We start from the raw sequence: 26120 nt of genomic DNA, 5'->3' as shown, positions 1-26120 counted from the left end.
TATAGCGCCCAGCGGGCCGGTTCACAAGTCCAAATAACGCGAGACCTTATATTTATGAGTACCTACGACGCCGTCCGCGCCCTGGTCTGGAAGCACGACGCCCTGGAATTGCTCGACCAGCGTCGGTTGCCGGCCGTGCGCGAGTTTGTGCGTTGCACGACGGCCCAGGAGGTGGCCGAGGCCATTCGTGCCATGGTGGTGCGCGGGGCGCCCGCGATCGGTATCGCCGCGGCCTACGGTGTCGTGCTGGCGGGGCGCCAGCACGGCCTCAGGGATGCTGATGCCGTTCGCCGGGTGGAGGAGGACATCGAGCGGCTGGCCCAGTCGCGCCCGACGGCGGTCAATCTGTTCTGGGCCTTGCAGCGGATGCGCCAGGTTCTCGCCGATGGCGGCACGCTGGAGCTTCTGGAAGAGGCGGCGCGGCGGATCGAGCAGGAGGACCTCGAGGCCAACCGGCGCATGGGTGAGTTTGGTGCGGCCCTGATCGAGCCTGGCCGGGATGTCCTGACCCACTGCAACACCGGTTCGCTCGCCACCGCCGGACTCGGGACCGCGCTTGGGGTGATCCGCACGGCTTATGCACAGAAGCGGGTGGCTCATGTCTTCGCGGATGAAACCCGCCCCTGGCTGCAAGGCGCCCGCCTGACCGCCTGGGAGCTCAAGGAGGACGGCATCCCAGTCACCCTGCTCTGCGAGGGCGCAGCGGCCAGTCTGATGCAGACCGGAAGGATTGGCTGGGTCATCGTTGGGGCCGACCGCATCACCGCCCGCGGGGATGTGGCCAACAAGATCGGCACCTATGGCCTGGCCATCCTGGCTCGCCACCATGGGGTGCGCTTCATGGTGGTGGCGCCGTCTTCGACCTTCGACCTGGCCCTGCATTCGGGAGCGGAGATCCCCATCGAGACCCGTCCGATGGAGGAGGTGACGATGCTTGCCGGGCAGCGCATCGCCCCCGAAGGGGTGGAGGCCTGGAACCCCTCGTTCGATGTCACCCCGGCCGAGCTGATCGATGCCATCGTGACCGAGCGCGGCGTGATCCTGCGGCCGGACGCCGAGCGGGTGCGCGCGATCATCGGCGGCGCCTGAGGCGGCTCAAGCCTTGCCGGGCGCAGGCGGTTTTGCCCGCCTGTGGTATAGTTTCGGGCTTTGATGTGCCCTAAACCGAGTGTCATCGTACATGGCTGATTTCGCCAAGGAGATCTTCCCGGTCAACCTCGAAGACGAGATGCGTCAGTCCTACATGGACTACGCCATGAGCGTCATCGTTGGCCGGGCCCTGCCTGATGTTCGTGACGGCCTGAAGCCCGTGCATCGCCGCGCCCTGTACGCCATGAGCGAGCTGGGCAACGACTGGAACAAGCCCTACAAGAAATCGGCCCGCGTGGTCGGTGACGTCATCGGTAAATACCACCCGCACGGTGACACGGCGGTGTACGACACCATCGTGCGCATGGCCCAGCCGTTCTCCATGCGCTACGTGCTGGTCGACGGCCAGGGTAACTTCGGCTCGATCGACGGCGATGCCCCGGCCGCCATGCGTTACACCGAGGTTCGCCAGGCCCGCATCGCGCATGAGCTGCAGGCGGACATCGACAAGGACACCGTCGATTTCGTGCCGAACTACGACGGCTCCGAGCGCGAGCCCGCCGTCTTCCCGACCCGCATCCCCAACCTGCTGGTCAACGGCTCGGCCGGCATCGCCGTGGGCATGGCGACCAACATCCCGCCGCACAACCTCGGTGAGGTCATCGATGCCTGCCTGGCACTGGTGGACGATCCGGAGGTGGCGGACGCTCGCCTGCTCGAGCTGGTGCCGGGGCCGGATTTTCCGACCGCCGGCATCATCTTCGGCGGCGCCGGTATCCGCGAGGCCTACCTGACCGGCCGTGGTCGCATCCAGGTGCGTGCCCGGGCGCACGTCGAGGAGGACGAGCGCACCGGTCGCCAGACCATCATCGTCACCGAGCTTCCCTACCAGGTGAACAAGGCGCGCCTGATCGAGCGTATTGCCGAGCTGGTCAAGGAGAAGAAGATCGAGGGCATCGCGGAGCTGCGCGATGAGTCCGACAAGGACGGCCTGCGCGTGGTGATCGAGGTCAAGCGCGGCGAGATGGCCGAGGTGCTGCTCAACAACCTCTATCAGCAGACCCAGCTGCAGACCGTGTTTGGGATCAACATGGTCGCCCTGGTCGACGGCCAGCCGCGCACCCTGCCGCTGCGCGACATGCTGGAAGCCTTCCTGCGCCACCGCCGTGACGTGGTCACCCGCCGCACCCTGTTCGACCTGCGCAAGGCGCGTGATCGGGCCCACATCTTGGAAGGGCTGGCGGTCGCCTTGGCCAACATCGATGAGATCATCGCTCTGATCAAGGCGGCGGCGAGCCCTCAGGAGGCCAAGGAGCAACTGCTCGAGCGCCGCTGGCATTCGGGCCTCGTGCGCGAGATGCTGGCCCGTGCCGGTGCCACGGCCTCGCGTCCGGAGGGCCTGGAGGCCAGCTTCGGCATGGCGGAGGATGGCACGTATCGGCTCTCCCCGGCCCAGGCCCAGGCCATCCTCGAACTGCGCCTGCACCGCCTGACCGGTCTCGAGCAGGACAAGATCGTCGGCGAGTTTGCCGAGATCCTCCATACCATTGCGGACTTGCTCGACATCCTGGCCCATCCCGACCGGCTGATGGCGGTGATCCGCGAGGAGTTGGTGGCGATCCGCACCCAGTACGCCGATGCGCGCCGTACCGAGATCCAGGCGGCCCGCGCGGACCTATCCGAGGAGGACCTGATCGCCGAGGAGCAGCGCGTGGTGACCCTCTCGCATGCCGGCTACATCAAGACCCAGTCGCTGTCCGACTACCAGGCCCAGCATCGCGGCGGCCGCGGCCGCAGCGCGGCGAAGGTCAAGGGCGAGGACGCCATCCAGAAGCTGCTGGTGGCCAGCTCCCATGACATGATCATGCTGTTCACCAGCCGTGGCCGGGTCTACTGGAAGAAGGTGTGGGAGCTGCCGCTCGGCAGCGGTCAGGCCCGTGGCCGGCCGATCGTCAACATCCTGCCGCTGGAGGAGAACGAGCGCATCGAGGCCCTGCTGCCGTTGCGCGATTTCTCCTCCGATGCCTACGTGCTGTTTGCCACCCGCAACGGCATCGTCAAGAAGACCCCGCTCGCGGAGTTCTCCCGTCCGCGTCCGAGTGGCATCATCGCCATCGACATCCGCGAGGGTGACAGCCTGATCGGCGCGGCCCTGACCGACGGTGCGCAGGACGTGATGCTGTTCACCAACGCCGGCAAGGTCATCCGCTTCCCGGAGACCGATGTGCGGGCGATGGGGCGCAGCGCCTCCGGCGTGATCGGTGTCCGCCTGGCGGAAGGCCAGACCGTGGTGTCGATGATCGTGGCCCAGGACGGTGATAACAAGGGCGATATCCTGACCGCCTCCGAGAACGGCTACGGCAAGCGCACCCCGCTGGACGACTTCCCGCGCCATGGGCGCGGCGGTCAGGGTGTGATCGCCCTGCAGACCAGCGAACGCAACGGCCTGCTGGTTGGGGCGGTGCAGGTGGCGGAAGAGGACGAACTGATGCTGATCAGCGACCAGGGCACGCTGGTGCGTACCCCCGTCGCCGAGGTATCCCGCCTTGGACGCAACACCCAGGGTGTGACGCTCATCCGTCTGGGCAAGGACGAACATCTGGTCCAGATCGAACGTATCCAGAGTGTGGGCGAGGCCGGGGAGGCCGCCGACGCTCCATCAGAATCCACAGATCAATAATTTGAAGAGGGGAGTTCCCATGGCCCATACCCACAAGCGGGTTTACAACTTCAGCGCCGGCCCGGCCATGCTGCCGACCGAGGTCCTTGAGCGTGCACGTGAGGAAATGCTGGACTGGAACGGCTCCGGCATGTCCGTGATGGAGATGAGCCACCGTGGCAAGGAGTACGTCTCCATCGCCGAGAAGGCCGAGGCCGACCTGCGCAAGCTGATGGCCATCCCCGATCACTACAAGGTGCTGTTCCTCCAGGGCGGCGCCTCCGCGCAGTTCGCCATGGTTCCGATGAACCTGTTGCGCGGCAAGACCAGCGCCGATTACCTGAATACCGGCCACTGGTCCGAGAAGGCCGTCGCTGAGGGCAAGCGTTACTGCAACGTCAACATCATTGCCGACACCAAGGGCAGCAAGTACACCACCCTGCCGGACGCCTCCGAGCTGTCGTTCAGCAAGGATGCCGCCTATGTGCACTACACCCCGAACGAGACCATCGCCGGCGTGGAGTTCGGTTACATCCCGGACACCGGCGACATCCCGCTGGTGGCCGACATGTCCTCCACCATCCTCTCCCGTCCGGTGGACGTGTCCAAGTTCGGCGTGATCTACGCCGGCGCGCAGAAGAACATCGGTCCGGCCGGCCTGACCATCGCCATCGTGCGTGAGGATCTGATCGGCGAGACCCTGCCGGGGACCCCGACCATGTTCGATTACAAGATCCACGCCGACAACGGCTCGATGTACAACACCCCGCCGACCTACGCCTGGTACATCGCCGGCCTGGTGTTCGAGCACCTCCTGGCCAAGGGCGGCCTGGCGGCGATGGCCGAGATCAACAAGCGCAAGGCGCAGAAGCTGTACGACGCGATCGACAACTCGCCGTTCTACTCCAACCCGGTGGATCCGAAGTGCCGCTCCTGGATGAACGTGCCGTTCATCCTTGCCAACAGCGAGCTGGACAAGACCTTCCTCAAGGAGGCCGAGGCCGCCGGCCTGTCGACCCTGGCTGGGCACCGCTCCGTCGGTGGCATGCGTGCCAGCATCTACAACGCCATGCCGGAGGCCGGTGTCGATGCGCTGGTCGACTTCATGAACGATTTCGCCCGTCGCCACGGCTGATCAAGCTATAAATCAAGGGGTTATACGATGTACAAGATCCTTACTCTGAACAATATCTCGGCCGTTGGCCTGGACCGTCTGCCGCGCGACAAGTACGAGATCGCCTCCGAGATCCAGCACCCGGACGCCATCCTGGTGCGCTCCGCCAAGATGCACGGCATGGAGGTCCCCGCCACCCTGAAGGCCATCGGCCGCGCCGGCGCGGGTGTGAACAACATCCCGGTCAAGGAGATGAGCGAGAAGGGCATCGTGGTGTTCAACGCCCCGGGCGCCAACGCCAACGCGGTGAAGGAACTGGTCATCGCCGGCATGCTGATGGCCGCGCGCAACATTGCCCAGGCCTGGAAGTTCGCCGTGGAGCTGGAGGGGGATGATGCCTTCCTGCACAAGGCCGTCGAGGATGGCAAGAAGAACTACGTCGGCTTCGAGCTGCCGGGGCGCACCCTGGGTGTGATCGGCCTGGGCGCCATCGGCGTGCGGGTGGCCAACGCTGCGCGTGCGCTCGGCATGAAGGTGATCGGCTTCGACCCGGGCATCACCGTCGAGCGTGCCTGGGAGCTGTCTGCGGACGTGCAGCAGGCGAGCAGCGTGGACGAGGTGCTGGTCAAGGCCGATTTCGTCACCTTCCACGTGCCGCTGATCGATGCGACCCGCAACCTGGTCAACGCCGAGCGCCTGAAGTTCATGAAGGACAACGTCGTGGTGCTCAACTTCGCCCGTGAGGGCGTGGTGGACGAGGCCGCGATGGTCGAGGCGCTGAATTCCGGCAAGGCACATGCCTACGTGTCCGACTTCCCGACCAACCTGACCAAGAACCATCCGCGCTGCATCACCCTGCCGCACCTCGGTGCCTCCACTGGTGAGGCCGAGGACAACTGCGCGATCATGGTCGCCGACCAGGTGCGTGACTTCCTCGAGAACGGCAACATCACCAACTCCGTGAACTTCCCGGAAGTGAAGCTGCCGCGCAAGGGCAGCCATCGCCTGGCGATCGCCAACAAGAACCTGCCGGACATGGTCGGCCAGATGTCGCACATCCTAGGCCAACACAAGGTCAACATCGCCCACATGGTCAACGAGTCCCGTGGTGATCTGGCCTACACCCTGATCGATGTCGAGGGCGAGGTGCCGGCGGCGGCTGCCGAGGCCATCCGCGCCATCGACGGCGTGCTCAACGTCCGCGTGATCTGATCAGGCATGAGTGAGGGCGTAACGCCGCTGCCGCGGCTTGAGGAGATACGCGAGCGTATCGATCAGGTCGACCAGCGGCTGCTGGAACTGCTGTCCGAGCGTGCGCGCCTGGCCCACACCGTGGGCGAGATCAAGCGCGCCGAGGATGGCGCAGGCAGCGTCCAGTTCTACCGCCCGGAGCGGGAGGCGCAGGTCCTGCGCCGTGTGCAGGGGCTCAACCCAGGGCCCTTGGACGATGCCAGCATCGCCTGGCTGTTCCGCGAGATCATGTCGGCCTGCCTGGCCCTGGAGCAACCGACCCGCGTGGCCTATCTTGGCCCCGCAGGCACCTTCAGCCAGATGGCCGCCCTGCGCCAGTTCGGCCATGCCGCCGAACTGGTGCCCTGTCATTCCATCCCCGAGGTGTTCCGTGCGGTGGCCTCGGGGAACGCCGCCTATGGCGTGGCCCCGGTGGAGAACTCCACCGAGGGCGGCGTCGCCCAGACGCAGGAGGCCCTGCTGGCCCACGATCTGTCGATCTGCGGCGAGCTGGCCCTGCGTATCCATCACCAGCTGCTCAGCAACAGCGGCACCCTCGCCGAGGTTCGCCGGGTGTACGGCCATGCCCAGGCCCTGGGCCAGTGCCGGCGCTGGCTGGATGAACACCTGCCGCAGGCCGAGCGCGTGCCGGTGAGCAGCAACGGCGAGGGCGCACGCCTGGCCGCCGGGGAAGAGGGGGCGGCCGCGATTGCCCCCGAGCTTGCGGCCGAGCTTTACCAGCTCCCGATCCTGGCGGCGAACATCGAGGATGAGGCGCACAACACCACGCGCTTCGTCGTGCTGGGGACGAGCGATGCCGGGCCGAGCGGGGAGGACAAGACCTCGCTCGCCGTCTCTACCGCCAACCAGCCGGGGGCGCTCTACCAGCTGCTCAAACCGCTGGCGGAGCGGGGCATCAGCCTCACCCGGATCGAGTCCCGCCCGGTGCGCGCCCGGGCGTGGGAATACCTGTTCTTCATCGACCTCGAAGGGCACCGACTCGAGCCCAGGGTCGCCGAGGCCCTGCGTGAGCTTGAGCAGCATGCGGCCTGGCTGCGCGTGTTCGGTTCCTACCCCAAGGCGGTACTCAAGGCATGAGCAACCATCCATGGCTCAACCTGGCCTTGCCCCAGGTGGCAGGGCTGGCCCCCTATGTCCCCGGCAAGCCCATCGAAGAGCTGGAGCGGGAGCTCGGCATCAGCGGGGCGATCAAGCTCGCCTCCAACGAGAACCCGCTCGGCCCCTCGCCGCGGGCGGTGGAGGCCATGCGCGCCCTGCTGCCGCAGGTGCACCTCTACCCGGATGGCAGCGGCCATGCCCTCAAGCAGACCCTGGCCGCGCACCTCGGGGTCAGGGCGGAGGGCATCACCCTCGGCAATGGCTCCAATGACGTCCTCGACCTCATCGCCCGCGCCTTCCTTGGCCCTGGGCGAGGCGCGGTGTTTTCCGAGTACGCCTTTGCCGTCTACCCCATCAGCACCCAGGCGGCCGGTGGAAAGGCCCAAATCGCCCGTGCCCTGCCGCCGGATCATCCCACCCAGCCCTACGGCCATGACCTGGCCGCCCTCAGGGCGGCGGTGGATGAAACCACCCGCGTGGTGTTTCTCGCCAACCCCAACAATCCCACTGGGACCTGGGTTGAGCGGGATGCCCTGCGGGGTTTCATCGCCTCGCTGCCCAAGGATGTGCTGGTGGTGGTGGACGAGGCCTACATCGAGTATGTCGAGCCGGACTCGGATTTCCCCAACGCCGTCGCGTGGTTGGACGACTTCCCCAACCTGATCGTCACCCGTACCTTCTCCAAGATCCATGGCCTTGCGGGGCTTCGGGTGGGCTATGCGGTGTCCAGCCCGCAGATCGCGGAGGTGCTCAACCGCGTGCGCCAGCCCTTCAACGTCAACCTGCTCGCCCTGGAGGCGGCGCGCGCCGCGCTTGCCGACCCCGAGCATGTGCGCCGTACCCGTGAGCTCAACCGCGCAGGGCTGGCCCAGGTGCGCGAGGGGCTGAGCAAGCTCGGCCTGGCCGCCCTGCCGAGCCTTGGCAACTTCCTCTGCATCGACATGCAGCGGCCGGCTATGCCGGTGTACGACGGCCTGCTGCGCCAGGGCGTGATCGTGCGCCCGGTCGGCAACTACGGCCTGCCGAATTTCCTGCGGGTGAGCATCGGTACCGAGGCGGAGAACGCGCGCTTCCTGGCCGCGCTGGGCAAGGTGCTGGAGGGGCTCCAGTGAGCTTCTACTGCCCGCGCCTGTGCATCATCGGTAGCGGCCTGATCGGCGGCTCGCTCGCGCTCGCCCTCAAGCGCGCCGGACGGGTAGGGGAGGTCGTTGGCGCCGGGCGCAACGCTGCGACGCTGGAGCGCGCGCGCGAGCTTGGCATCATCGACCGCTATGCGACCGATGTGGCCGAGGCGGCCCGCGGGGCGGACATCGTCGTCCTCGCGGTGCCCCTGCTGGCCATGCGTGGGGTGTTCGAGCAGCTTTTGCCCGCGCTGGCGCCTGGCATGGTCCTGACCGACGTGGGCAGCGCCAAGATGAGCGTGATCGAGGATGCACGCACGGTGCTCGGTCAGAAGAGCCGCCAGTTCGTGCCCGGTCATCCGATCGCCGGCACCGAGAAGAGCGGCCCCGAGGCGGCCTTTGCCGAGTTGTTCGAAGGGCGGCGGGTCATCCTCACGCCGCTGTCCGACAACGATGCCGCCGACGTGCAGCGCATCACCGAGATGTGGCGGATCGTTGGCGCGGAGGTGGAGGCGATGACCGCCCTCCACCATGACCATGTGCTGGCGGCCACCAGCCACCTGCCCCACCTGCTGGCCTTCGCCCTGGTCGAGAGCCTGGCACGCATGGAGGAGCGGCACGAGGTGTTCCGCTACGCCGCCGGGGGCTTCCGCGACTTCACCCGCATCGCCGCCTCCGACCCGACCATGTGGCGCGACATCGCCCTGGCCAATGCGGCCGAGATCAAAGGCATGCTCCGGCGCTATCAGAAGGACCTTGAGCACCTCTATCAGCTGCTCGATGCGGGGGATGGCGAGGCCCTGCATGCCCTGTTTAGCCGTGCCAAGCAGACGCGTGAGGGCCTCAAGCTCTGAATTCGGCGCGCGGCCCATGATGGCCGCGCACACCCCTTCCAGATCAAGCGACTCAAAGGCTAGCCCATGACCCTGCGTTACATCGTCCAACCCGGCGGCAAGCTCACCGGCCGCGTGCGCGTCCCGGGGGATAAGTCCATTTCCCACCGCTCGATCATGCTCGGGGCCCTCGCCGAGGGCGTCACCGAGGTCTCCGGTTTCCTTGAGGGTGAGGACAGCCTCAACACCCTGCGTTGCTTCCGCCGCATGGGGGTGCACATCGAGGGGCCGGAAACCCTCGGTGCCGGTCGGGTGCGCATCCACGGGGTGGGGCTGCATGGGCTCAAAAAACCGGAGGGCGCGCTGTGGCTGGGCAACTCCGGCACCTCCATGCGCCTGATGGCGGGCATCATCGCCGGACAGGACTTCGATGCAATCATGGAGGGCGATGCCTCGCTCTCCCGCCGGCCGATGCGCCGGGTCACCGAGCCGTTGGGGCTGATGGGCGCGCGCATCGACACCGCCGAGGGTGGGCGGCCGCCGCTGACCGTGCATGGCGGGTCCAAACTCAAGGGGATCCGCTACGTCATGCCGATGGCGAGCGCCCAGGTCAAATCCTGCCTGCTGCTTGCCGGCCTGTATGCCGAGGGGGAGACCTGTGTGACCGAGCCGGCGCCCACCCGCGATCACACCGAGCGCATGTTGCAGGGTTTCGGCTATGAGGTGCGTCGACACCCGGGCGAGGGCGGTTCGAGCACGGTCTGCGTCACCGGCGGTGGCAAGCTCACCGCCACCAGCATCGATGTGCCCTCGGACATCTCCTCCGCGGCCTTCTTCCTGGTGGCGGCCAGCATCGCCGAGGGCTCGGACCTGGTGCTTGAGCATGTGGGCATGAACCCGACCCGCACCGGGGTGATCGAGATCCTGCGGATGATGGGCGGGAACATCGAGGTGCTGAACGAGCGCGTGGTGGGTGGCGAGCCGGTGGCCGACCTTCGAGTGAAAAGCGCCAGGCTCAAGGGTATCCGCATCCCGGAGGCGCTGGTGCCGCTCGCGATCGACGAGTTCCCCATCCTGTTCGTCGCTGCCGCCTGCGCCGAGGGCGAGACGGTGCTGACCGGCGCGGAGGAGCTGCGGGTGAAGGAATCCGACCGCATCCAGGTCATGGCGGATGGTCTGACCACCCTTGGCATCGATGCCCGCCCCACGCCGGATGGCATGGTCATCCGCGGCGGGCAGCTCGGCGGCGGCACGGTCCTGAGCCACGATGACCACCGCATCGCCATGTCCTTTGCCATGGCCGCGCTCTGCGCCAGCGGTGAGATCCGCATCGAGGAGTGTGACAACGTCAACACCTCCTTCCCCGGCTTCGTCGAGCTGGCGCGGGGGGCGGGCCTCGCCATCACCACTGAGGTTGTGGGCGCATGAGCCGCGTGCCCGTGCTGACCATCGACGGCCCGAGCGGCTCCGGCAAGGGCACGATCGCCCGCTTGCTGGCGAAGCAGCTCGGCTGGCACATGCTCGACTCGGGGGCCCTCTACCGCCTGACCGCGCTGGCCGCGCGGCGGCGCGGCATCGACCTTGGTGACGCCGAGGCCGTGGCCCGCGTGGCTGCCGCGCTGGACGCGCGTTTTGAGGGGGAGGAGGAGACCCGCGTGCTGCTTGATGGCGAGGACGTCACCCTGACAATCCGCAGCGAGGAGGCCGGTGCGGACGCCTCGAAGGTGGCCGCCCATCCTGCGGTGCGCGAGGCCCTGCTTGAGCGCCAGCGCCGCTTCGCCCAGCCGCCGGGTCTGGTGGCGGACGGGCGGGACATGGGCACGGTGGTCTTCCCCGACGCGTTGGTGAAGATTTACCTTGACGCCAGCGCCGAGGTGCGCGGCGAGCGGCGCTATAAGCAGTTGAAAGACAAGGGTCTTGATGCTAACTTAGGCCAGATCATCGAGGACATCCGTCAGCGCGATGCGCGCGACATGCAGCGCCCCGTGGCGCCGCTCAAGCCCGCGGCAGACGCCTACGTGATCGACTCGAGCCATTTGACAGTGGAGCAAGTGCTTGCCGAGTGCCTCGGTCGGTTGGGTCGCTGACCCACCCCGGACCTCTTCTTGCAGCCATCCCACGGCCCCGCGTGCAGGCAGGCGCGCGGGTTTTTTGTTTGACCATGCCGACACGGACGCTTAAGGCATGCGAAACCCTAGACAACGCCCAACCCAACATGACTGAAAGTTTCGCCCAACTCTTCGAGGAAAGCCTCAAGACCACCCCCATGAAGCCGGGCGTGATCGTCCACGGCACCGTGGTTGAAGTCCGTCCCGACTTCGTCGTCGTCAACGCCGGTCTGAAGACCGAAGGCGTGATCCCCGCCGAGCAGTTCAAGGACGAGAACGGCAACATCACCGTCAAGGCCGGCGACGTGGTGGAAGTGGCGCTCAAGTCCCTCGAAGATGGCTTTGGCGCAACCCAGATGTCCCGTGATGACGCCAAGCGTGCGCAGGCCTGGATCCAGCTGGAGAAGGCCTTCGAGAACAACGAGATCATCACCGGTCGCATCACCGGCAAGGTCAAAGGCGGCTTCACCGTCGACATCGGCGAGATCCGTGCCTTCCTCCCCGGCTCCCTGGTCGACGTGCGTCCGATCCGCGACACCACCTTCCTGGAAGGCAAGGACATCGAGTTCAAGCTGATCAAGCTCGATCAGAAGCGCAACAACGTGGTCGTCTCCCGCCGTGCGGTGGTCGAGCAGGAATACAGCGCCGAGCGCGAGGCCCTGCTGGAGAACCTGCAGGAAGGCCAGATGATCAAGGGTATCGTCAAGAACCTCACCGACTACGGTGCGTTCATCGACCTCGGCGGCATCGACGGCCTGCTGCACATCACCGACATGGCGTGGAAACGCGTCAAGCATCCGTCCGAGGTGGTCAACATCGGCGACGAGATCGAGGTGCGCGTGCTCAAGTTCGACCGCGAGCGCAACCGCGTCTCCCTCGGCCTCAAGCAGCTGGGCGCTGACCCCTGGGCGGATCTGGCCCGCCGCAACCCGGTCGGCACCCGCCTGTTCGGCAAGGTCACCAACATCACCGACTACGGCTGCTTCGTCGAGATCGAGGATGGCATCGAGGGTCTGGTGCACGTCTCCGAGATGGACTGGACCAACAAGAACGTCAACCCGGCCAAGGTCGTGTCCGTGGGCGACGAGGTCGAGGTGATGATCCTCGACATCGACGAGGAGCGCCGCCGCATCTCCCTGGGCATGAAGCAGTGCAAGCCGAACCCCTGGGACGAGTTCGCCGCCACCCACCAGAAGGGCGAGCGCGTCGTCGGCCAGGTCAAGTCCATCACCGACTTCGGTGTGTTCGTGGGCCTGGAAGGCGGTATCGACGGTCTGATCCACCTCTCCGACATCTCCTGGAACGAGCAGGGCGAGGAGGCCGTGCGTCGCTTCAAGAAGGGTGACGAGGTCGAGGCGGTCATCATCGCCATCGATCCGGAGCGCGAGCGCATCTCCCTGGGCCTCAAGCAGCTGGAGAATGATCCGTTCACCACCTACGTGGCCGATCATCCGAAGGGCAGCATCGTCAAGGGCACCATCCTGGACGTCGATGCCAAGGGTGCGACCGTGCAGCTGGCCGACAGCGTCGAGGGTTACATCCGTGCCTCCGACATCTCCCGCGATCGTGTGGAAGATGCCCGCAGCGTGCTGAAGGCCGGTGAGGAGATCGAGGCCAAGTTCGTCGGCATCGACCGTAAGAACCGCACCATCTCCCTGTCCATCAAGGCCAAGGACAGCCAGGAAGAGGCCGAAGTGATGAGCGAGTACAGCCGTGCTGCCACCGCTTCCGCACCGACCCTGGGCGACCTGCTCAAGGAACAGCTCGGCCGCGGCGAGTAAGACTCGCCCTGCCGCCCGCGTGCACCCATCCCTGGGTGCACGCTTCCCATCCATGCACGCCTAAGCTTACGGGACATGACGAAGTCCGAGTTGATCGAACTCTTGGCCCGACGACAGGAGCATCTTCCCCCTCGTGATGTCGAGATGGCGGTCAAGTGCATCCTGGAGCAGATGGGCTCGGCGCTGGCCATGGGCGAGCGCATCGAGGTGCGTGGCTTCGGCAGCTTCACCCTGCATTACCGTCGCCCGCGTCAGGGGCGAAACCCCAAGACCGGCGAGCAGGTGATTCTGGAGGGCAAGCACGTTCCGCACTTCAAGCCCGGCAAGGATCTCCGTCTGCAGGTCAATGGCCTGCCTGCCCAAGGCAAGGCAGGGCATGACGACGCTATGGACGAGGACTGAGGTCTTTTGACCTCGCTGCCCGGCTCAATCATCAAGGCCCCCGTTTTCGGGGGCCTTTTCTTTTCATGTTCTTCAGGACATGGCGGCTGTTTTCCTTGCTGCCGGGCTTTCCGGGGGGAATGCCTGGGTCTGGTAAACTGCGAGGGTGATCCCGCGCCTGCAAAGGCTGCCCATTCTGGACTGCTTGAGGACATTCCCCGCCATGGCCTTTCCTGATCCCCGTATTGTTGTTGCCCTCGACTATGCCCATCCTGCGGAGGCCATCGCCCTGGCGCAGCAGCTCGATCCGCGCAGCTGCCGGCTCAAGGTGGGTAAGGAGCTGTTCACCCTTGCGGGCCCGGCGGTGGTGGAGCAGCTGCACCAGCTCGGCTTCGAGGTCTTCCTCGATCTCAAGTTTCACGACATCCCCAACACCGTAGCGCAGGCGGTGAAGGCCGCCGCCTCGCTCGGGGTGTGGATGGTGAACGTCCATGCCCTCGGCGGGCGGCGCATGCTGGAGGCCGCGCGCGAGGCCCTGGAGAACGTCCAACAGCGGCCGCACCTGATCGCGGTCACCGTGCTGACCAGCATGGATGAGGAGGATCTGCACGAGATCGGCCTTTTGGGCAGTCCCGCCCATCACGTCGAGCACCTGGCGGGCTTGGCGCGCCAGTGTGGCCTGGATGGGGTGGTGTGTTCGGCACGGGAGGCCAACGATCTTCGTCGCCTGTGGGGACCACGTGGCCTGCTGGTCACCCCGGGCGTGCGTCCGCGCGGGAGTGACGTGGGCGACCAGCGCCGGGTGGTGACGCCGGGCGAGGCGATCGCTCTCGGGGCGAGTCATCTGGTGGTGGGGCGTCCGATCACCCGCGCAGCGGATCCGCAGGCCGCGCTCCAGGCCATCCGCGCTGAGATCGGCGAGCTGTCCTGAGCTTTTTGGGGAGAGGGGCGCTCAGCCTCTGTCAGTCCTCCGCGCCCCGCTCCGCCAGCATCCGCCGGTACAGCTCAAGATACTGGCCGGCACTTTTTTCCCAGCTGAAGTCGCAGCGCATACCCGTGCGCTGGAGGGCGTGCCAGCGCGCCTTGTCACGGAAATGGTGGAGCGCCTGTCCCACCGCCCAGATGATCGCCGGGGCGTCGAGATAGCGCATCACGATCCCGTTGGCCGTCCCGTCCGCGAGGGTCTCCGGGGTGATGTCGACGACGGTGTCGTTGAGTCCGCCGACACCGTGCACGATCGGCAGGGTGCCATAACGCAGGCTGTACATCTGGTTCAGCCCGCAGGGCTCGAAGCGTGAGGGCATGAGGAACACGTCGCTGCCGGCCTCGATGCGATGGGCCAGCCCCTCGTTGTAGCCGAGGCGCACACTCACGCGCCCGGGGTGACGTGCCGCCAGTTCCGTGAAACTCCATTCGAGGGCCTTGTCCCCGCTGCCAAGCACGGCCAGTTGTACCGGCATGGCAAGCACGTCATCTGCCGCCTGCAGCACAAGGTCCAGCCCCTTCTGTTCGGTCATGCGTCCGATGACGCCGATCAAGAGGGCGTCGTCATCCTGTGCAAGTTCGAGCTCCGCCTGCAGGATGCGCTTGTTCTCGCGCTTGGCCTCCAGATGTTCGGCATCGTAATTGCGTGGCAAGGCGGGGTCGTGGGCCGGGTCCCATTCGCGCGGGTCGATGCCGTTGAGGATGCCGACCACGTCCGCCTGCCGGTGCCGAAGCAGGCCGTCCAGGCCGTTGCCGAATGGAGGCGTCTGGATTTCCCGCGCATAGCTCGGGCTGACGGTGGTGATGAAACGGGCGCCGTTGATGCCGGCCTTGAGGAAATTCATCTCGCCCCAGTGCTCAACCCCGTGCGGTTGCCACAGTGTCCAGGGCAGGCCCAGACGCTCGAAGGTCGCGCGGTCGAACACGCCTTGGTAGGCGAGGTTATGGATCGTGATCAGGCGGGCGTGGCTGGGGGCATGAAGCTGGAGCAGGGCGAGCAGCAGGCCACTCTGCCAGTCATTGGCATGCACGATATCGGGCTTCCAACCGATCCCGGCCCGATCCAGGGCGATGAGCTCACAGGCGCGGCAGAAGAGGGTGAAGCGCTCGGCATTGTCCGGCCAGGCATGGCCGTCGGCGGTGTTGTAGGGGTTGCCGGGGCGGCTGCTGAACAGCGGGTGCTCGACCAGCAGCACCGGGACATCGCTGCCAGGGAGGATCGTCTCGAGGAGACGGCAGGGGCCGAAGGGCTCCACGTGCAGCTCGCTCAAGGGATGCCAGGCGGGCAGCCGCGTCAGGGTGTCGGCATAGGCCGGCATGATGAGGCGCACATCGGCTCCCTGCGCCCGCAGGGCAGAGGGGAGGCTGCCTGAAACATCACCCAGTCCGCCTGTCTTCATCAGCGGATGGGCTTCGGAGGTAGCGAACAGGACGCGCAAGGGTGGGTTCAAGGTGGCTCCCGGACAGAGGGTGTTCATTCGGTCTGCAGGATGAGGGCACCGAGCGGCGGCAGGGTGAGGCGGATGGAGAAGGGCAGTCCATTCCATCCGGTTGCCTCGGCTTCGGCCGCGGTCGGACCGATGTTGCTTCCGCCGTAGAACGCGGCATCCGTATTGAGCAGGACGCGGTAACGCCCCGGGGCAGGCACGCCGACCCGGTAGTCCTCCCGCGGAAGCGGGGTGAAGTTCAGCACCACCACCACTTTGCGTTCGCTGTCCTGGCGCAGGTAGCTCAGCACGGATTGCGCGGCGTCGCCGCAGTCGATCCAGCGGAAACCGTTCCAGTCGAAGTCGCGGACGTGCAAGGCGGGGAGGCGGCGGTACAAGCGGTTCAGGTCACCGATCAGGCGCTGTACACCGGCGTGGAGCGGGTACTGCAGCACCCACCACTCGAGCTCGCGGCCAAAGGCCCATTCTGCCACCTGGCCGAACTCCCCGCCCATGAACAGCAGTTTCTTGCCAGGATAGGTCCACATCATGCTGTAGAGCAGGCGCAGGTTGGCGAAGCGCTGCCATTCGTCGCCTGCCATCTTGCCCACCAGCGAGCCTTTGCCATGCACCACCTCGTCGTGCGAGAGGGGAAGAACGAAGTTCTCCGAGAAGGCATACAAAAGCCCGAAGGTGAGGTCGTTGTGGTGATGCTGGCGGTGGATGGGGTCGCGCGCCATGTAGCCGAGCGTGTCGTGCATCCAGCCCATGTTCCACTTCATGGTGAAGCCGAGGCCGCCGGCATCGGTCGGCTTGGTGACACCGGGCCAGGCCGTGGATTCCTCGGCGATGACCACGGCGCCGGGGAAGCGGCCGTGCACGATGCGGTTGAGCTCGCGCAGGAACTCGATCGCCTCGAGGTTCTCTCTGCCGCCGTACTGATTGGGCAGCCAGTCGTGCGGGTCGCGCGAGTAGTCGAGGTAGAGCATGGAGGCGACCGCGTCCACGCGCAGGCCGTCGATGTGGTACTCCTCCAGCCAGTGCACGGCGGAGGCGAGCAGGAAGTTGCGTACCTCGTTGCGGCCGTAGTTGAAGATGTAGGTGCCCCAGTCACGGTGTTCGCCACGGCGCGGATCGGCGTGCTCGTACAAGGGGGTGCCGTCGAAGCGGGCCAGCGCCCATTCGTCCTTGGGAAAGTGGCCGGGGGCCCAGTCCAGTAGCACGCCGACGTCGTTTTGGTGCAAATAGTCGACGAAGTAGCGGAAATCGTCGGGGGTGCCGAAGCGGCTGGTGGGGGCGAAGTAGCCGGTGGTCTGGTAGCCCCAGGAATCGTCTAGCGGGTGTTCGGTGATCGGCAGCAGCTCGACATGGGTGAAGCCCAGGGGTTTGACGTAGTCCACCAGCTGGTGGGCGAGGGTGCGGTAGTCGAGGAAGCCGCCGTCCTCGCGGCGGCGCCATGAGCCGAGGTGGACCTCGTAGATCGACATCGGCCGGTTCAGCCAGCCCTCCTGCCCGCGGCTCTGCATCCATGTCCCGTCGCTCCATGCATGCGTGGATGGGGCGGGCACGCGGGCGGCCGTGCCGGGGCGGAGCTCGAATTCGCCGCCATAGGGGTCGGTCTTGAGCAGGATGGTGCCGCTGTCGCGGTTGCGAAGCTCGTATTTGTACAGATCGCCGGGCACAAGGCCCGGGATGAAGAGCTCCCACAGCCCGCCACCGCCCCGGCTGCGCATCATGTTGCGTCGGCCGTCCCACTGGTTGAAGTCACCCACCACGCTGACGCGCTCCGCGTTCGGGGCCCACACGGCAAAAAGCACGCCGTCGATGCCGTCCACCTGGTGGGGATGGGCGCCCAGCACGCGGTAGACATGCCAGTGACGGCCCTCGCCGAACAGGTACATGTCCAGCTCGCCGAGCTGGGGCTCGAAGGTGTAGGGGTCGATCAGTTCGAAGGTATGGCCATGTTGGTCGGTGCAATGCAGGCTGTGATGCCGGGGCAGGTCGCCGTCCGGGCCTTCCCACTGCCACAGGCCGCGTGGATCGATGCATTCCATGGCCGGTCCCTGCGGTCCGACTCTGACCGACGCGGCCTGGGGTAGCAAGGCGCGCACGCAGGACCAGCCCTCGCCGAGGGGATGCCGGCCAAGCAGGCTGAAAGGGTCGTGGTGGCGTCCGTCGAGCAAACGGGCAATCGACTGATCCATGAATTCTCCCGGCGGTCGAGGCTGCAGTAGTTTTTTAACAGACTAAACTCATAGTACTAGGCTTAGATTACAGTCGAAAAATCGGTTTTTTTGCCAAGGAGCACGTCGATATGCTGATTGCACAGCCGCAGCGTCTAGTCAGCCGCATTACCCGGGATACCCTGGCCCTGGTGTTGGCGGGAGGACGAGGGTCCCGCCTCAAGCAGCTGACAGACTGGCGGGCCAAGCCGGGCGTGCCCTTCGGGGGTAAATTCCGCATCATCGACTTTCCCCTCTCCAACTGCGTCAACTCGGGCATCCGCCGCATCGGCGTGCTGACCCAGTACAAGGCACATTCGCTGATCCGCCACATCCAGCTCGGCTGGGGCAATTCCAATCCGCAGATGGGCGAGTTCATCGAGCTTCTGCCGGCCCAGCAGCGCATCCATGAGAACTCGTGGTATGCCGGCACCGCGGATGCCGTGTACCAGAACCTCGACATCATCCGCTCCCATGATCCCGAGTATGTGCTGATCCTCGCCGGGGATCACATCTACAAGATGGACTACGGTCTCATGCTGGCCTATCACGTGGAAAAGCAGGCCGACCTGACCATCGGCTGCATCCAGGTGCCGCTCGAGGAGGCCAAGGCCTTCGGGGTGATGGGCATCGATGCCGACGGGCGGGTGCAGCGCTTCCGGGAGAAGCCCGACAACCCGGACCCCATCCCCGGCAAGCCGGATACCGCGCTGGCTTCGATGGGGATCTACGTGTTCAACACCAAGTTCCTGTACGAGCAGCTGATCCGCGATGCCGATGATCCGAAGTCGGAGCATGACTTCGGCAAGAACATCATCCCGTCGGTCATCAACAACTACCGCGTGTTCGCCTACCCCTTCCTCGACGTGCAGAGCGGCAAGCAGAGCTATTGGCGCGACGTGGGGACGGTGGATTCGTACTGGGCCGCCAATCTCGAGTTGATCGGTGTCACCCCGGACCTGAACCTTTACGACAAGGAATGGCCGATCTGGACCTACCAGGAGCAGCTGCCTCCGGCCAAGTTCGTCTTCGATGACGAGGACCGCCGCGGCATGGCAGTGGACTCCATGGTCTCCGGTGGTTGCATCATCTCCGGCGCCGTCGTGCGCCACTCGCTGCTGTTCTCCAATGTCGTCGTGCATGAGCAGGCGCTGGTTCAGGACAGCGTGATCCTGCCCAACGTTACGGTGGGCGAGGGGGCGCGTGTGCGCAAGGCGGTGGTCGACAAGGGCTGCATCATCCCGCCGGGCATGGTGATTGGCGAGGATCCAGCCGAGGACCGCAAGCGCTTCGAGGTCAGCCCCGGGGGGGTGGTGCTGGTGACCCCGGAGATGCTCCACCAGCCCCTGCACCATGTCCGCTGAGGTCGATGCGATGGCCAGCCGCCTGCATGTCGTGCTGCTGTGGCACATGCATCAGCCCGAATATCGCGATCCCTTCAGCGGCCAGTACCAGCGCCCGTGGACCTACCTCCACGCGATCAAGGACTACGTGGACATGGCCGCCCACCTTGAGGCGCATCCCGAGGCCCATGCGGTGGTCAACTTCGTGCCCGTCCTGCTCGAGCAGATCGCGGACTACGCTGGGGCCCTGCGTGCCCACCTCGATGGCGGAGACGTGCTGCCGGACCCACTCCTGGCGGCATTGGCTTCGGGGGATGCGCCCGCAGCGGCCGAGGGGCGCGCCGCGCTGATCGAATCCTGCCTGAAGGCCCACGAGCAGCGGCTGATCCAGCGTTTCGCGCCCTATGCCCGTCTGGCGCGCATCGCGCGGGATTTCCTCGCCCATCCGGAGGGCTTGGTCTATCTTGACGGATCCTTCTTCATCGACCTCAATGTCTGGTACCACCTGGCCTGGCTAGGGGAGAGCGTGCGTCGCCAGGATGCGCGCGCCCGCCGCCTGATCCACAAGGCCAGCGGCTTTGACGCGGAGGATCGCCGTCAGCTGCTGGAGCTTCTCGCCGACCTGCTGGGGGGAGTGATCGAGCGCTACCGGCTGCTCGCCGAGTGCGGTCAGGTGGAGCTCTCCATGACCCCTTACGCCCACCCGATCATGCCCCTGCTCTTGGACATGAATTCCGCGCGCGAGGCCTGGCCCGAGGTGGTGCTGCCCGAGACCGACCACTATCCCGGCGGGGAGGCGCGGGTGCGCTGGCATCTCCAGGAGGGGTTGCGCGTGTTCGAGCGTTTCTTCGGTCGCCGGCCCACAGGCTGCTGGCCGTCCGAGGGCAGCCTCAGCGAGCGGACTCTGCCCCTGCTGGCGGAGGCCGGTTTCCGTTGGTGCGCCACCGGCAGCCAGGTGCTCAGCAACAGCCTGCACCAGGCCGGCCTGTTCGAAAACTATCGCCATTGCCTGCACCGCTTCTACCAGTACAGCACGAATGGCAACGGGGAGGATGGCGTGGTCCAGTCGACGCCGACCGTCTTCTTTCGCGACGATGGCCTCTCCGACCTGATCGGCTTCCGCTACGCGGACTGGCATGCCGATCATGCAGTGGAGGACCTGATCCGCCATCTGGAAACCATCGCGGACGCCTGTCACGACGGCCAGTATGTCGCCTCCATCATCATGGACGGGGAGAATGCCTGGGAGTATTACCCGGAGAATGGCTATTACTTCCTCGATGCCCTCTACCGCCGCCTGGTGGGGCACCCCCGCCTGCACCTGACCACCTACCAGCGTCTGTTGGATGAGGCCCCGCCGATGACCCCGATCCCGCGGCTCGTCGCCGGAAGCTGGGTCTATGGCACCTTCTCCACCTGGATTGGCGAGAAGGACAAGAACCATGCCTGGGTGCTACTGGTCGAGGCCAAGAAGGTCTATGACCGCGTTGTGGCCAGCGGCCGCCTGACGGACGAACAGCTTGCGGCCTGTGAGCGGCAGCTCGGCATCTGCGAAGGGTCCGATTGGTTCTGGTGGTTTGGTGACTACAATCCCGCGGAGGCCGTGCGCGATTTCGAGCGCCTGTTCCGCCTGCACCTGCGCCGGCTCTACGAGCTTTTGGGCGAACCTCCGCCTGAGGTCCTCAAGCATGTCCTTGCCGAAGGTCACGGTGCGCCCTCCATGGGCGGCGTCATGCGCACGGGGCAGGCCGGATGATGGAAGGGGGAGGATCCGAAATCCTGAGCCATCGCCGCGCGGGCATCCTCCTCCATCCCACCTCGTTGCCCGGCGGAACCCTGGGCGATGAGGCCCACCACCTGGTCGACCGTCTCGCCGCCTGCGGCATCACCCTCTGGCAGATGCTGCCGCTCGGTCCAACCCATGCCGATGGCTCGCCCTACCAGTGCCTCTCATCCCACGCCGGTAGCCCTTCCCTCATCAGTCTGGAACGTCTGCGCCACGAGGGGTGGCTGGAACCCTCCGGCACAAGCCTGCGGGAGGCATTCGCCGGCTTCATGCGCCATGCCCGGCCGGAAGAACGCATGGCATTCTCCGCCTTCATGGAAGAGGAGGCGGCGTGGCTGGAGGACTACGCCATGTTCGTCGCCCTGCGCGAGCGGCAGGGCGGACAGGCCTGGTATGACTGGCCCCCCGCGCTGCGCGATCGCGATGCGGATGCGTTGCGCCAGGCGCGGGTCGAACTGCACGAGCGCATCGACCTGGTGCGCTTCGAGCAGTTCGTCTTCTTCCGCCAGTGGCATGCGCTCCGATCCCACGCACGCCGGCAGGGCATCCTTCTGTTCGGCGATGTGCCGATCTACGTTGCGCACGACAGTGCCGAGGTCTGGGCGCGCCCGGACTTGTTCACCGTGGACGCGCAGGGACGGGCGGAGGAGGTGGCCGGTGTGCCCCCCGACTACTTCTCCGCCACCGGCCAGCGCTGGGGCAATCCGCTCTACCGCTGGGAGCGGCACGCGGCCGACGGCTTTGCCTGGTGGAAGGCACGCTTTGCTACCCAGTTCAAGCTGTTCGACCTGGTGCGGATTGACCACTTCCGCGGTCTCGAGGCCTACTGGGCCATCCCGGCCGCCTGCGAAACCGCCATTGATGGCCGTTGGGTCAAGGCTCCGGGGGAGGCGCTCCTGAGCGCCTTACGCGAGCACTTCGGCACCCTGCCGGTGGTGGCCGAGGATCTTGGCATCATCACCGACGAGGTCGTGGCGCTTCGTCAGCGCCATGCGCTGCCCGGCATGCGCATCCTGCATTTTGCCTTCGACGGCAACCCCGACAACCCCTACTTGCCGCACAACCACACCCACGATTCCGTGGTCTACACCGGCACCCACGACAACGACACCACCCTTGGCTGGTGGTCCGGCCTGGACGATGAGACCCGGACACGGGTGCTCGACTACCTGGGCCACATCCCCGAGCCCATGCCCTGGCCGCTGATCCGCGCGGCGCTCGAGTCCGTCGCCAACCTCGTCATCTTGCCGTTGCAGGACGTGCTTGAACTCGGCAGCGAGGCGCGCATGAACACCCCCGGCACGACCGAGGGCAACTGGCAGTGGCGTTTTGCCTGGGAGCAATGGGATGAGGCGCGGAGCGAGCGCCTGCGGCGGGAGATCGAGATGTACGGCCGGCGGCCGGGGGGATGGGATTGAGGGCACCCCAGCTGGGCTAGGTCCCCTCACCGCAATGATTTCTCTTGGCCCGCGGGCGGGCCTCCTACATCAGCTTCACATCGACTGATGCAATCAGCGGGCGGTCGCGTCGGCTTTCCAGCGCGCCCAGACCCGGATCACCACATGCCTGGGCATGGCGGTGCGCGAAGCCTTCCACGGACGCACCAGGCCTTCGAGGCGTGCGCTGTCCTGCGCGACCTCCATGGCCCACAGCGCTTCGGCAGGATGGGCCGGGCGCGGGTTCAGGCGCTCGTGCAGGAAGAACAGGGCGATGAAACGCGGGATGGGCAGGGAGGCCAGCATCAGACCGAGCAGCAGGGTGAGCACGCCCATGGCGGGATAGCCGCTGACGACGAGGGAAGGGTCAGCGCGGAACAGCGGCCAGAGAAAGCTCACGCCGGCAGCCAACAGGCCGGCGGAGAACAGGATGCGCCGCTCGGTGAGCGTGCGGTGGGCGGCATTGAGTAAACGGATCAAGCGCGGTTCGTCCATCGTGGGGCTGACCTCAGGCCGTGGGATGGTCACTGTTTTGAGTGCGATCGATGGTGCGCAGTTTCAAGTGCAACGCGGCCTTGGCCATCAGGTGGGCGCTGACCGGGGCGGTGATGAACAAAAACAGGGTCACCAGCACCTCGTGCAGGCTCGGGCTCTCCGTGCGCAGGCTGAAGTAGAGCGCCGACACCACCAGGATGGCCCCGACCCCCAGGGTGGTGGCCTTGGTCGGGCCGTGCAGGCGCATGTAGAAATCCGGCAGGCGGAATAGGCCGAGCGAGCCGACCAGGGTGAAGAAGGCGCCGAGCAGGACCAGGGCGGCGAGGATGAACTCGATCATCGATCGTTACTCCATGATGTCGCCGCGCAGCAGGTACTTGCTCAGCGCGACCGTGCCGACGAACCCCATCACCGCGATCAGCAGCGCGGCCTCGAAGTAGAGGGCGCTGCCCTGCATCAGGCCGAACAGGATCAAGAGGGCGATGGCATTGATGTACAGGGTGTCCAGGGCGAGGATGCGGTCCGGGGCGTCCGGGCCAAGGAGCAGGCGGAGCAGGCTCAAGGCCAGCGCGAGGCTGACCATGGCGATGGCGTAGGGCAGGACGGCGGCGAGCATCAGGTGAACACCTCTTGCAGGGGCCGTTCGTAGCGGCTCTTGATCTGGCGGATCTCCGCCTCGACGTCGGTGACGTGCAGGGCGTGTACCAGCAGGAAACGGCGGTCCGGCGAAACATCGCAGGACACCGTGCCCGGAGTGAGGGAGATGGTGTTCGCCAGCAGGCTGATGGCGAGCGGCGACTGCACATCGAGCGGGATGCGCATGAACCCCGGCTGCAGGGCCTCCACCGGCCCGAGGATGCGGCGCGCGACGATGAAGTTCGCCACCAGGATGTCCCACAGCACGATACCGACGAACCGCAGCAGGACGCCGGGACGGCGGATGCGCACCTGCTCCGGCCAGAAGGCCGCGGTCAGGCGGGGGATGAGCACGGCCAGCAGGCTTCCGAGCAGCAGCTGACCGGCGGAGAGGCTGTTGTTGAGCAACAGCCAGAGCACCAGCAGGGTCAGGCTGAGCAGGGGGTGAGGCAGGGCTTGGCGGAGCAGACTCATGGTGCGCTTTGGACGGCAGGGGTGGCGAGCACAGCGTTCACGTAGCCGCGCGTGTCGTGCAGTTGCAGGGCGGTCGCCTCCAGCCAGGCCGTGAGCGGCTGGGCGAGGACCACCATCAGCGGTGCGGCCAGCAGCAGCCCCAGGACCGCGGGCAGGGCGGCCTTCTGCGGCGGCAGGCCGGTGGATGGGGCCTCGGCCTGCGTCTGGTAGAACAGGGTGCTGCCGCTCTTCGCCAGCGCGACGATGATGACAAAGCTCGACAGCAGGATCACCGCGTAGTGGACGGCCATCTGCGCATCGTCCAGCGCCGCGTGCAGGATGAGCAGCTTGCCGAAGAAGCCCGACAGCGGCGGCATGCCAGCCAGGGCGATGGCAAGCCCAAAGAACAGCGCGCCGAGCAGCACCCCGTTCGGCATGGCCGCACCGGGCTCCAGCCGATCCCCATCCTCACCGCGCGCCCGCACGATCAGGTCAGCCAGCAGGAAGAAGGCGGCGGCCAGCAGGGTGGAGTGGATCAGGTAGTAGAGCGCGCCGGCCGAAGCCTTTGGGGTGGCGAGGCCGAAGCCGATCAGCAGGGTGCCGATCGAGGCGAGCACCAGATAGGCGATCTGCACCCGCAGGCGGGTGGCGGCCAGCCCCCCCAAGGCCGCCAGGCCCAGGGTGATCCAGCCCGAGACCGCAAGCCAGGGGCTGATGAGCCCGGCCAGCGCGCCGGCCTCCGGCCCGAACAGCGTGCCGTGCACACGCACGATGGCGTAAAGCCCGACCTTGGTCATGATGGCGAACAGCGCGGCGATGGGCGCGCTGGTCCCGGCGTAGGCGGCGGGCAGCCACAGGTAGAGCGGGAAGGCGGCGGCCTTGATGCCGAACACCACCAACAGGAGCAGGCCGGCAGCGGCGATCAGGCCGTGGTTTTCCGCCGGGGCGGCGGCCACCCGCTGGGCCATGTCAGCGAGGTTCAGGCTGCCGAGCACCCCGTACAGCGCGCCTACGGCGAACAGGAACAGGGTCGAGCCCACCAGGTTGATGACCACGTAGTGCAGGCCGGCCTTGGTGCGCAGCCGCCCGCCGCCGTGGAGCAGCAGCCCGTAGGAGGCGAGCAGCAGCACCTCGAAGAACACGAACAGGTTGAACACATCCCCGGTCAGGAAGGCGCCGTTGAGACCGAACAGCTGGAGCTGGAACAGCACGTGGAAATGCGGGCCGCGTGTATCCACATCCGTGGCGATGGCATACACCAGGCTGGCCAGGGCCAGCAGCATGGTCAGGCCGACCATCAGCGCCGAGAGGCGATCGAGCACCAGCACGATGCCAAACGGCGGCACCCAGTTGCCCAGGGCATAGACGCGGTGGACGTCGTCCGAGGCGACGCCGATCAGGGCCAGCGCCAAGGCGGTCACGCCCAGCACGGAGATGAGGTTGATGATCCGCGCAAGGCGCAGGCCGCCCCGGGCGGCGAACAGCAGGATGAAGCCGGTGATCAGCGGCAGCAGGACGGGCCAGGCGGCGAGCGTGCTCATGCGTGGCCTTCCTCCCGCCGCTCCTGGCCCGCAGCCTCGCTGTGCAGGCCATCGACATGGTCATTGCCCAGCTCGCTCTTGGCGCGCAGGGCCAGCACGATCACGAAGGCGGTCATGCCAAAGGCGATCACGATGGCGGTCAGCACCAGCGCCTGCGGCAGGGGGTCGGTGTAACCGGACGCCGCGGGGTCGAGGATGGGCGGCAGGCCGATGGCCAGGCGCCCCATGACGAACAGGAACAGGTTGACTGCGTAGGAAAGCAGGGTCAGGCCGAGCACCACCGGGAAGGTGTGCCCGCGTAAGGAGAGAAAGACGCCGCCAGCGGTCAGCACGCCGATGGCGAGGGCGATCACAAGCTCCAT

Annotated in this window: 23 protein-coding genes; 15 read left to right on the top strand and 8 right to left on the bottom strand. The window is 66.4% G+C overall.

Annotation, left to right across the window (positions count from 1 at the left end; translation table 11 throughout):
• Window positions 1-54: 54 nt before the first annotated feature.
• The 12 genes from mtnA (at window position 55) to pyrF (ending at window position 14366) form a co-directional block, all read left to right on the top strand.
• On the top strand, window positions 55-1089 hold the full coding sequence (gene mtnA, locus V6D91_RS01725; RefSeq protein WP_347317454.1) for an S-methyl-5-thioribose-1-phosphate isomerase: 1035 nt from the start codon (window positions 55-57) through the stop codon (window positions 1087-1089).
• Window positions 1090-1180: 91 nt separating this feature from the next.
• On the top strand, window positions 1181-3769 hold the full coding sequence (gene gyrA, locus V6D91_RS01720; RefSeq protein ID WP_347317453.1) for a DNA gyrase subunit A: 2589 nt from the start codon (window positions 1181-1183) through the stop codon (window positions 3767-3769).
• A gap of 19 nt (window positions 3770-3788) precedes the next feature.
• Window positions 3789-4883: a 3-phosphoserine/phosphohydroxythreonine transaminase gene (serC, locus tag V6D91_RS01715; RefSeq protein ID WP_347317452.1), complete on the top strand. Its 1095-nt coding sequence runs from the start codon at window positions 3789-3791 to the stop codon at window positions 4881-4883.
• 27 nt (window positions 4884-4910) lie between these two features.
• Window positions 4911-6074 (top strand): 3-phosphoglycerate dehydrogenase family protein, encoded by a 1164-nt coding sequence (locus tag V6D91_RS01710; protein ID WP_347317451.1) that lies wholly within the window; start codon window positions 4911-4913, stop codon window positions 6072-6074.
• A gap of 6 nt (window positions 6075-6080) precedes the next feature.
• Entirely contained in the window at window positions 6081-7190 is a 1110-nt protein-coding gene (pheA, locus tag V6D91_RS01705; protein WP_347317450.1) for a prephenate dehydratase, read from the top strand.
• Window positions 7187-8323: a histidinol-phosphate transaminase gene (gene hisC / locus V6D91_RS01700; protein ID WP_347317449.1), complete on the top strand. Its 1137-nt coding sequence runs from the start codon at window positions 7187-7189 to the stop codon at window positions 8321-8323. Before pheA ends, hisC begins: the two co-directional genes overlap by 4 nt.
• Complete coding sequence (locus V6D91_RS01695; RefSeq protein ID WP_347317448.1) at window positions 8320-9186, top strand: prephenate dehydrogenase/arogenate dehydrogenase family protein; 867 nt, start codon at window positions 8320-8322, stop codon at window positions 9184-9186. The genes hisC and V6D91_RS01695 overlap by 4 nt, the downstream gene beginning before the upstream one ends.
• A 66-nt stretch (window positions 9187-9252) precedes the next feature.
• Window positions 9253-10593 carry a 3-phosphoshikimate 1-carboxyvinyltransferase gene (aroA, locus tag V6D91_RS01690; protein ID WP_347317447.1) on the top strand — a complete coding sequence of 447 codons (1341 nt, stop codon included), beginning with the start codon at window positions 9253-9255 and terminating at the stop codon, window positions 10591-10593.
• Entirely contained in the window at window positions 10590-11252 is a 663-nt protein-coding gene (cmk, locus tag V6D91_RS01685; protein ID WP_347317446.1) for a (d)CMP kinase, read from the top strand. The genes aroA and cmk overlap by 4 nt, the downstream gene beginning before the upstream one ends.
• Before the next feature lie 74 nt (window positions 11253-11326).
• The gene (gene rpsA, locus V6D91_RS01680) at window positions 11327-13054 is read left to right on the top strand and encodes a 30S ribosomal protein S1 (protein ID WP_347317445.1); all 1728 of its coding nucleotides are present in this window, start codon (window positions 11327-11329) and stop codon (window positions 13052-13054) included.
• Window positions 13055-13129: 75 nt separating this feature from the next.
• Complete coding sequence (gene ihfB / locus V6D91_RS01675) at window positions 13130-13456, top strand: integration host factor subunit beta (protein WP_347317444.1); 327 nt, start codon at window positions 13130-13132, stop codon at window positions 13454-13456.
• A gap of 202 nt (window positions 13457-13658) precedes the next feature.
• Window positions 13659-14366 carry an orotidine-5'-phosphate decarboxylase gene (gene pyrF, locus V6D91_RS01670; protein WP_347317443.1) on the top strand — a complete coding sequence of 236 codons (708 nt, stop codon included), beginning with the start codon at window positions 13659-13661 and terminating at the stop codon, window positions 14364-14366.
• A 31-nt stretch (window positions 14367-14397) separates the two neighbouring features.
• Here the strand turns inward: pyrF and glgA are convergent, their stop codons facing one another.
• A complete protein-coding gene (gene glgA, locus V6D91_RS01665; protein ID WP_347318088.1) occupies window positions 14398-15858 on the bottom strand; it encodes a glycogen synthase GlgA in 1461 nt (486 codons plus the stop codon).
• 35 nt (window positions 15859-15893) lie between these two features.
• Entirely contained in the window at window positions 15894-18050 is a 2157-nt protein-coding gene (gene glgB, locus V6D91_RS01660; protein WP_347317442.1) for a 1,4-alpha-glucan branching protein GlgB, read from the bottom strand.
• Between the two features lie 113 nt (window positions 18051-18163).
• Between glgB and glgC the strand changes: the two genes are divergently transcribed.
• Genes glgC through malQ form a run of 3 tightly spaced genes read left to right on the top strand, consistent with a single transcriptional unit; the run spans window position 18164 to window position 22615 of the window.
• Window positions 18164-19432, top strand: coding sequence for a glucose-1-phosphate adenylyltransferase (gene glgC, locus V6D91_RS01655; protein ID WP_347318086.1), 1269 nt, complete (start codon window positions 18164-18166; stop codon window positions 19430-19432).
• Window positions 19422-21167: a glycoside hydrolase family 57 protein gene (locus tag V6D91_RS01650; protein WP_347317441.1), complete on the top strand. Its 1746-nt coding sequence runs from the start codon at window positions 19422-19424 to the stop codon at window positions 21165-21167. Before glgC ends, V6D91_RS01650 begins: the two co-directional genes overlap by 11 nt.
• The gene (malQ, locus tag V6D91_RS01645; protein WP_347317440.1) at window positions 21164-22615 is read left to right on the top strand and encodes a 4-alpha-glucanotransferase; all 1452 of its coding nucleotides are present in this window, start codon (window positions 21164-21166) and stop codon (window positions 22613-22615) included. The genes V6D91_RS01650 and malQ overlap by 4 nt, the downstream gene beginning before the upstream one ends.
• A 93-nt stretch (window positions 22616-22708) precedes the next feature.
• On the opposite strand, the gene V6D91_RS01640 is transcribed toward malQ, so the two are convergent.
• The 6 genes from V6D91_RS01640 to V6D91_RS01615 are packed head-to-tail and all read right to left on the bottom strand — an operon-like array spanning window position 22709 to window position 26120.
• Window positions 22709-23128, bottom strand: coding sequence for a hypothetical protein (locus tag V6D91_RS01640; protein ID WP_347317439.1), 420 nt, complete (start codon window positions 23126-23128; stop codon window positions 22709-22711).
• Between the two features lie 13 nt (window positions 23129-23141).
• Window positions 23142-23468 carry a Na+/H+ antiporter subunit G gene (locus V6D91_RS01635; RefSeq protein ID WP_347317438.1) on the bottom strand — a complete coding sequence of 109 codons (327 nt, stop codon included), beginning with the start codon at window positions 23466-23468 and terminating at the stop codon, window positions 23142-23144.
• Window positions 23469-23474: 6 nt separating this feature from the next.
• Window positions 23475-23744, bottom strand: coding sequence for a K+/H+ antiporter subunit F (locus V6D91_RS01630; RefSeq protein ID WP_347317437.1), 270 nt, complete (start codon window positions 23742-23744; stop codon window positions 23475-23477).
• Entirely contained in the window at window positions 23744-24238 is a 495-nt protein-coding gene (locus V6D91_RS01625) for a Na+/H+ antiporter subunit E (RefSeq protein ID WP_347317436.1), read from the bottom strand. Before V6D91_RS01625 ends, V6D91_RS01630 begins: the two co-directional genes overlap by 1 nt.
• A complete protein-coding gene (locus tag V6D91_RS01620; protein ID WP_347317435.1) occupies window positions 24235-25758 on the bottom strand; it encodes a monovalent cation/H+ antiporter subunit D in 1524 nt (507 codons plus the stop codon). The genes V6D91_RS01625 and V6D91_RS01620 overlap by 4 nt, the downstream gene beginning before the upstream one ends.
• Window positions 25755-26120, bottom strand: coding sequence for a Na+/H+ antiporter subunit C (locus V6D91_RS01615; RefSeq protein WP_347317434.1), 366 nt, complete (start codon window positions 26118-26120; stop codon window positions 25755-25757). Before V6D91_RS01615 ends, V6D91_RS01620 begins: the two co-directional genes overlap by 4 nt.

The organism is Thiofaba sp. EF100, assembly GCF_039822285.1.
GTDB lineage: Bacteria > Pseudomonadota > Gammaproteobacteria > Halothiobacillales > Halothiobacillaceae > Thiofaba.
This window is presented reverse-complemented; position numbering and strand designations above follow the sequence as displayed.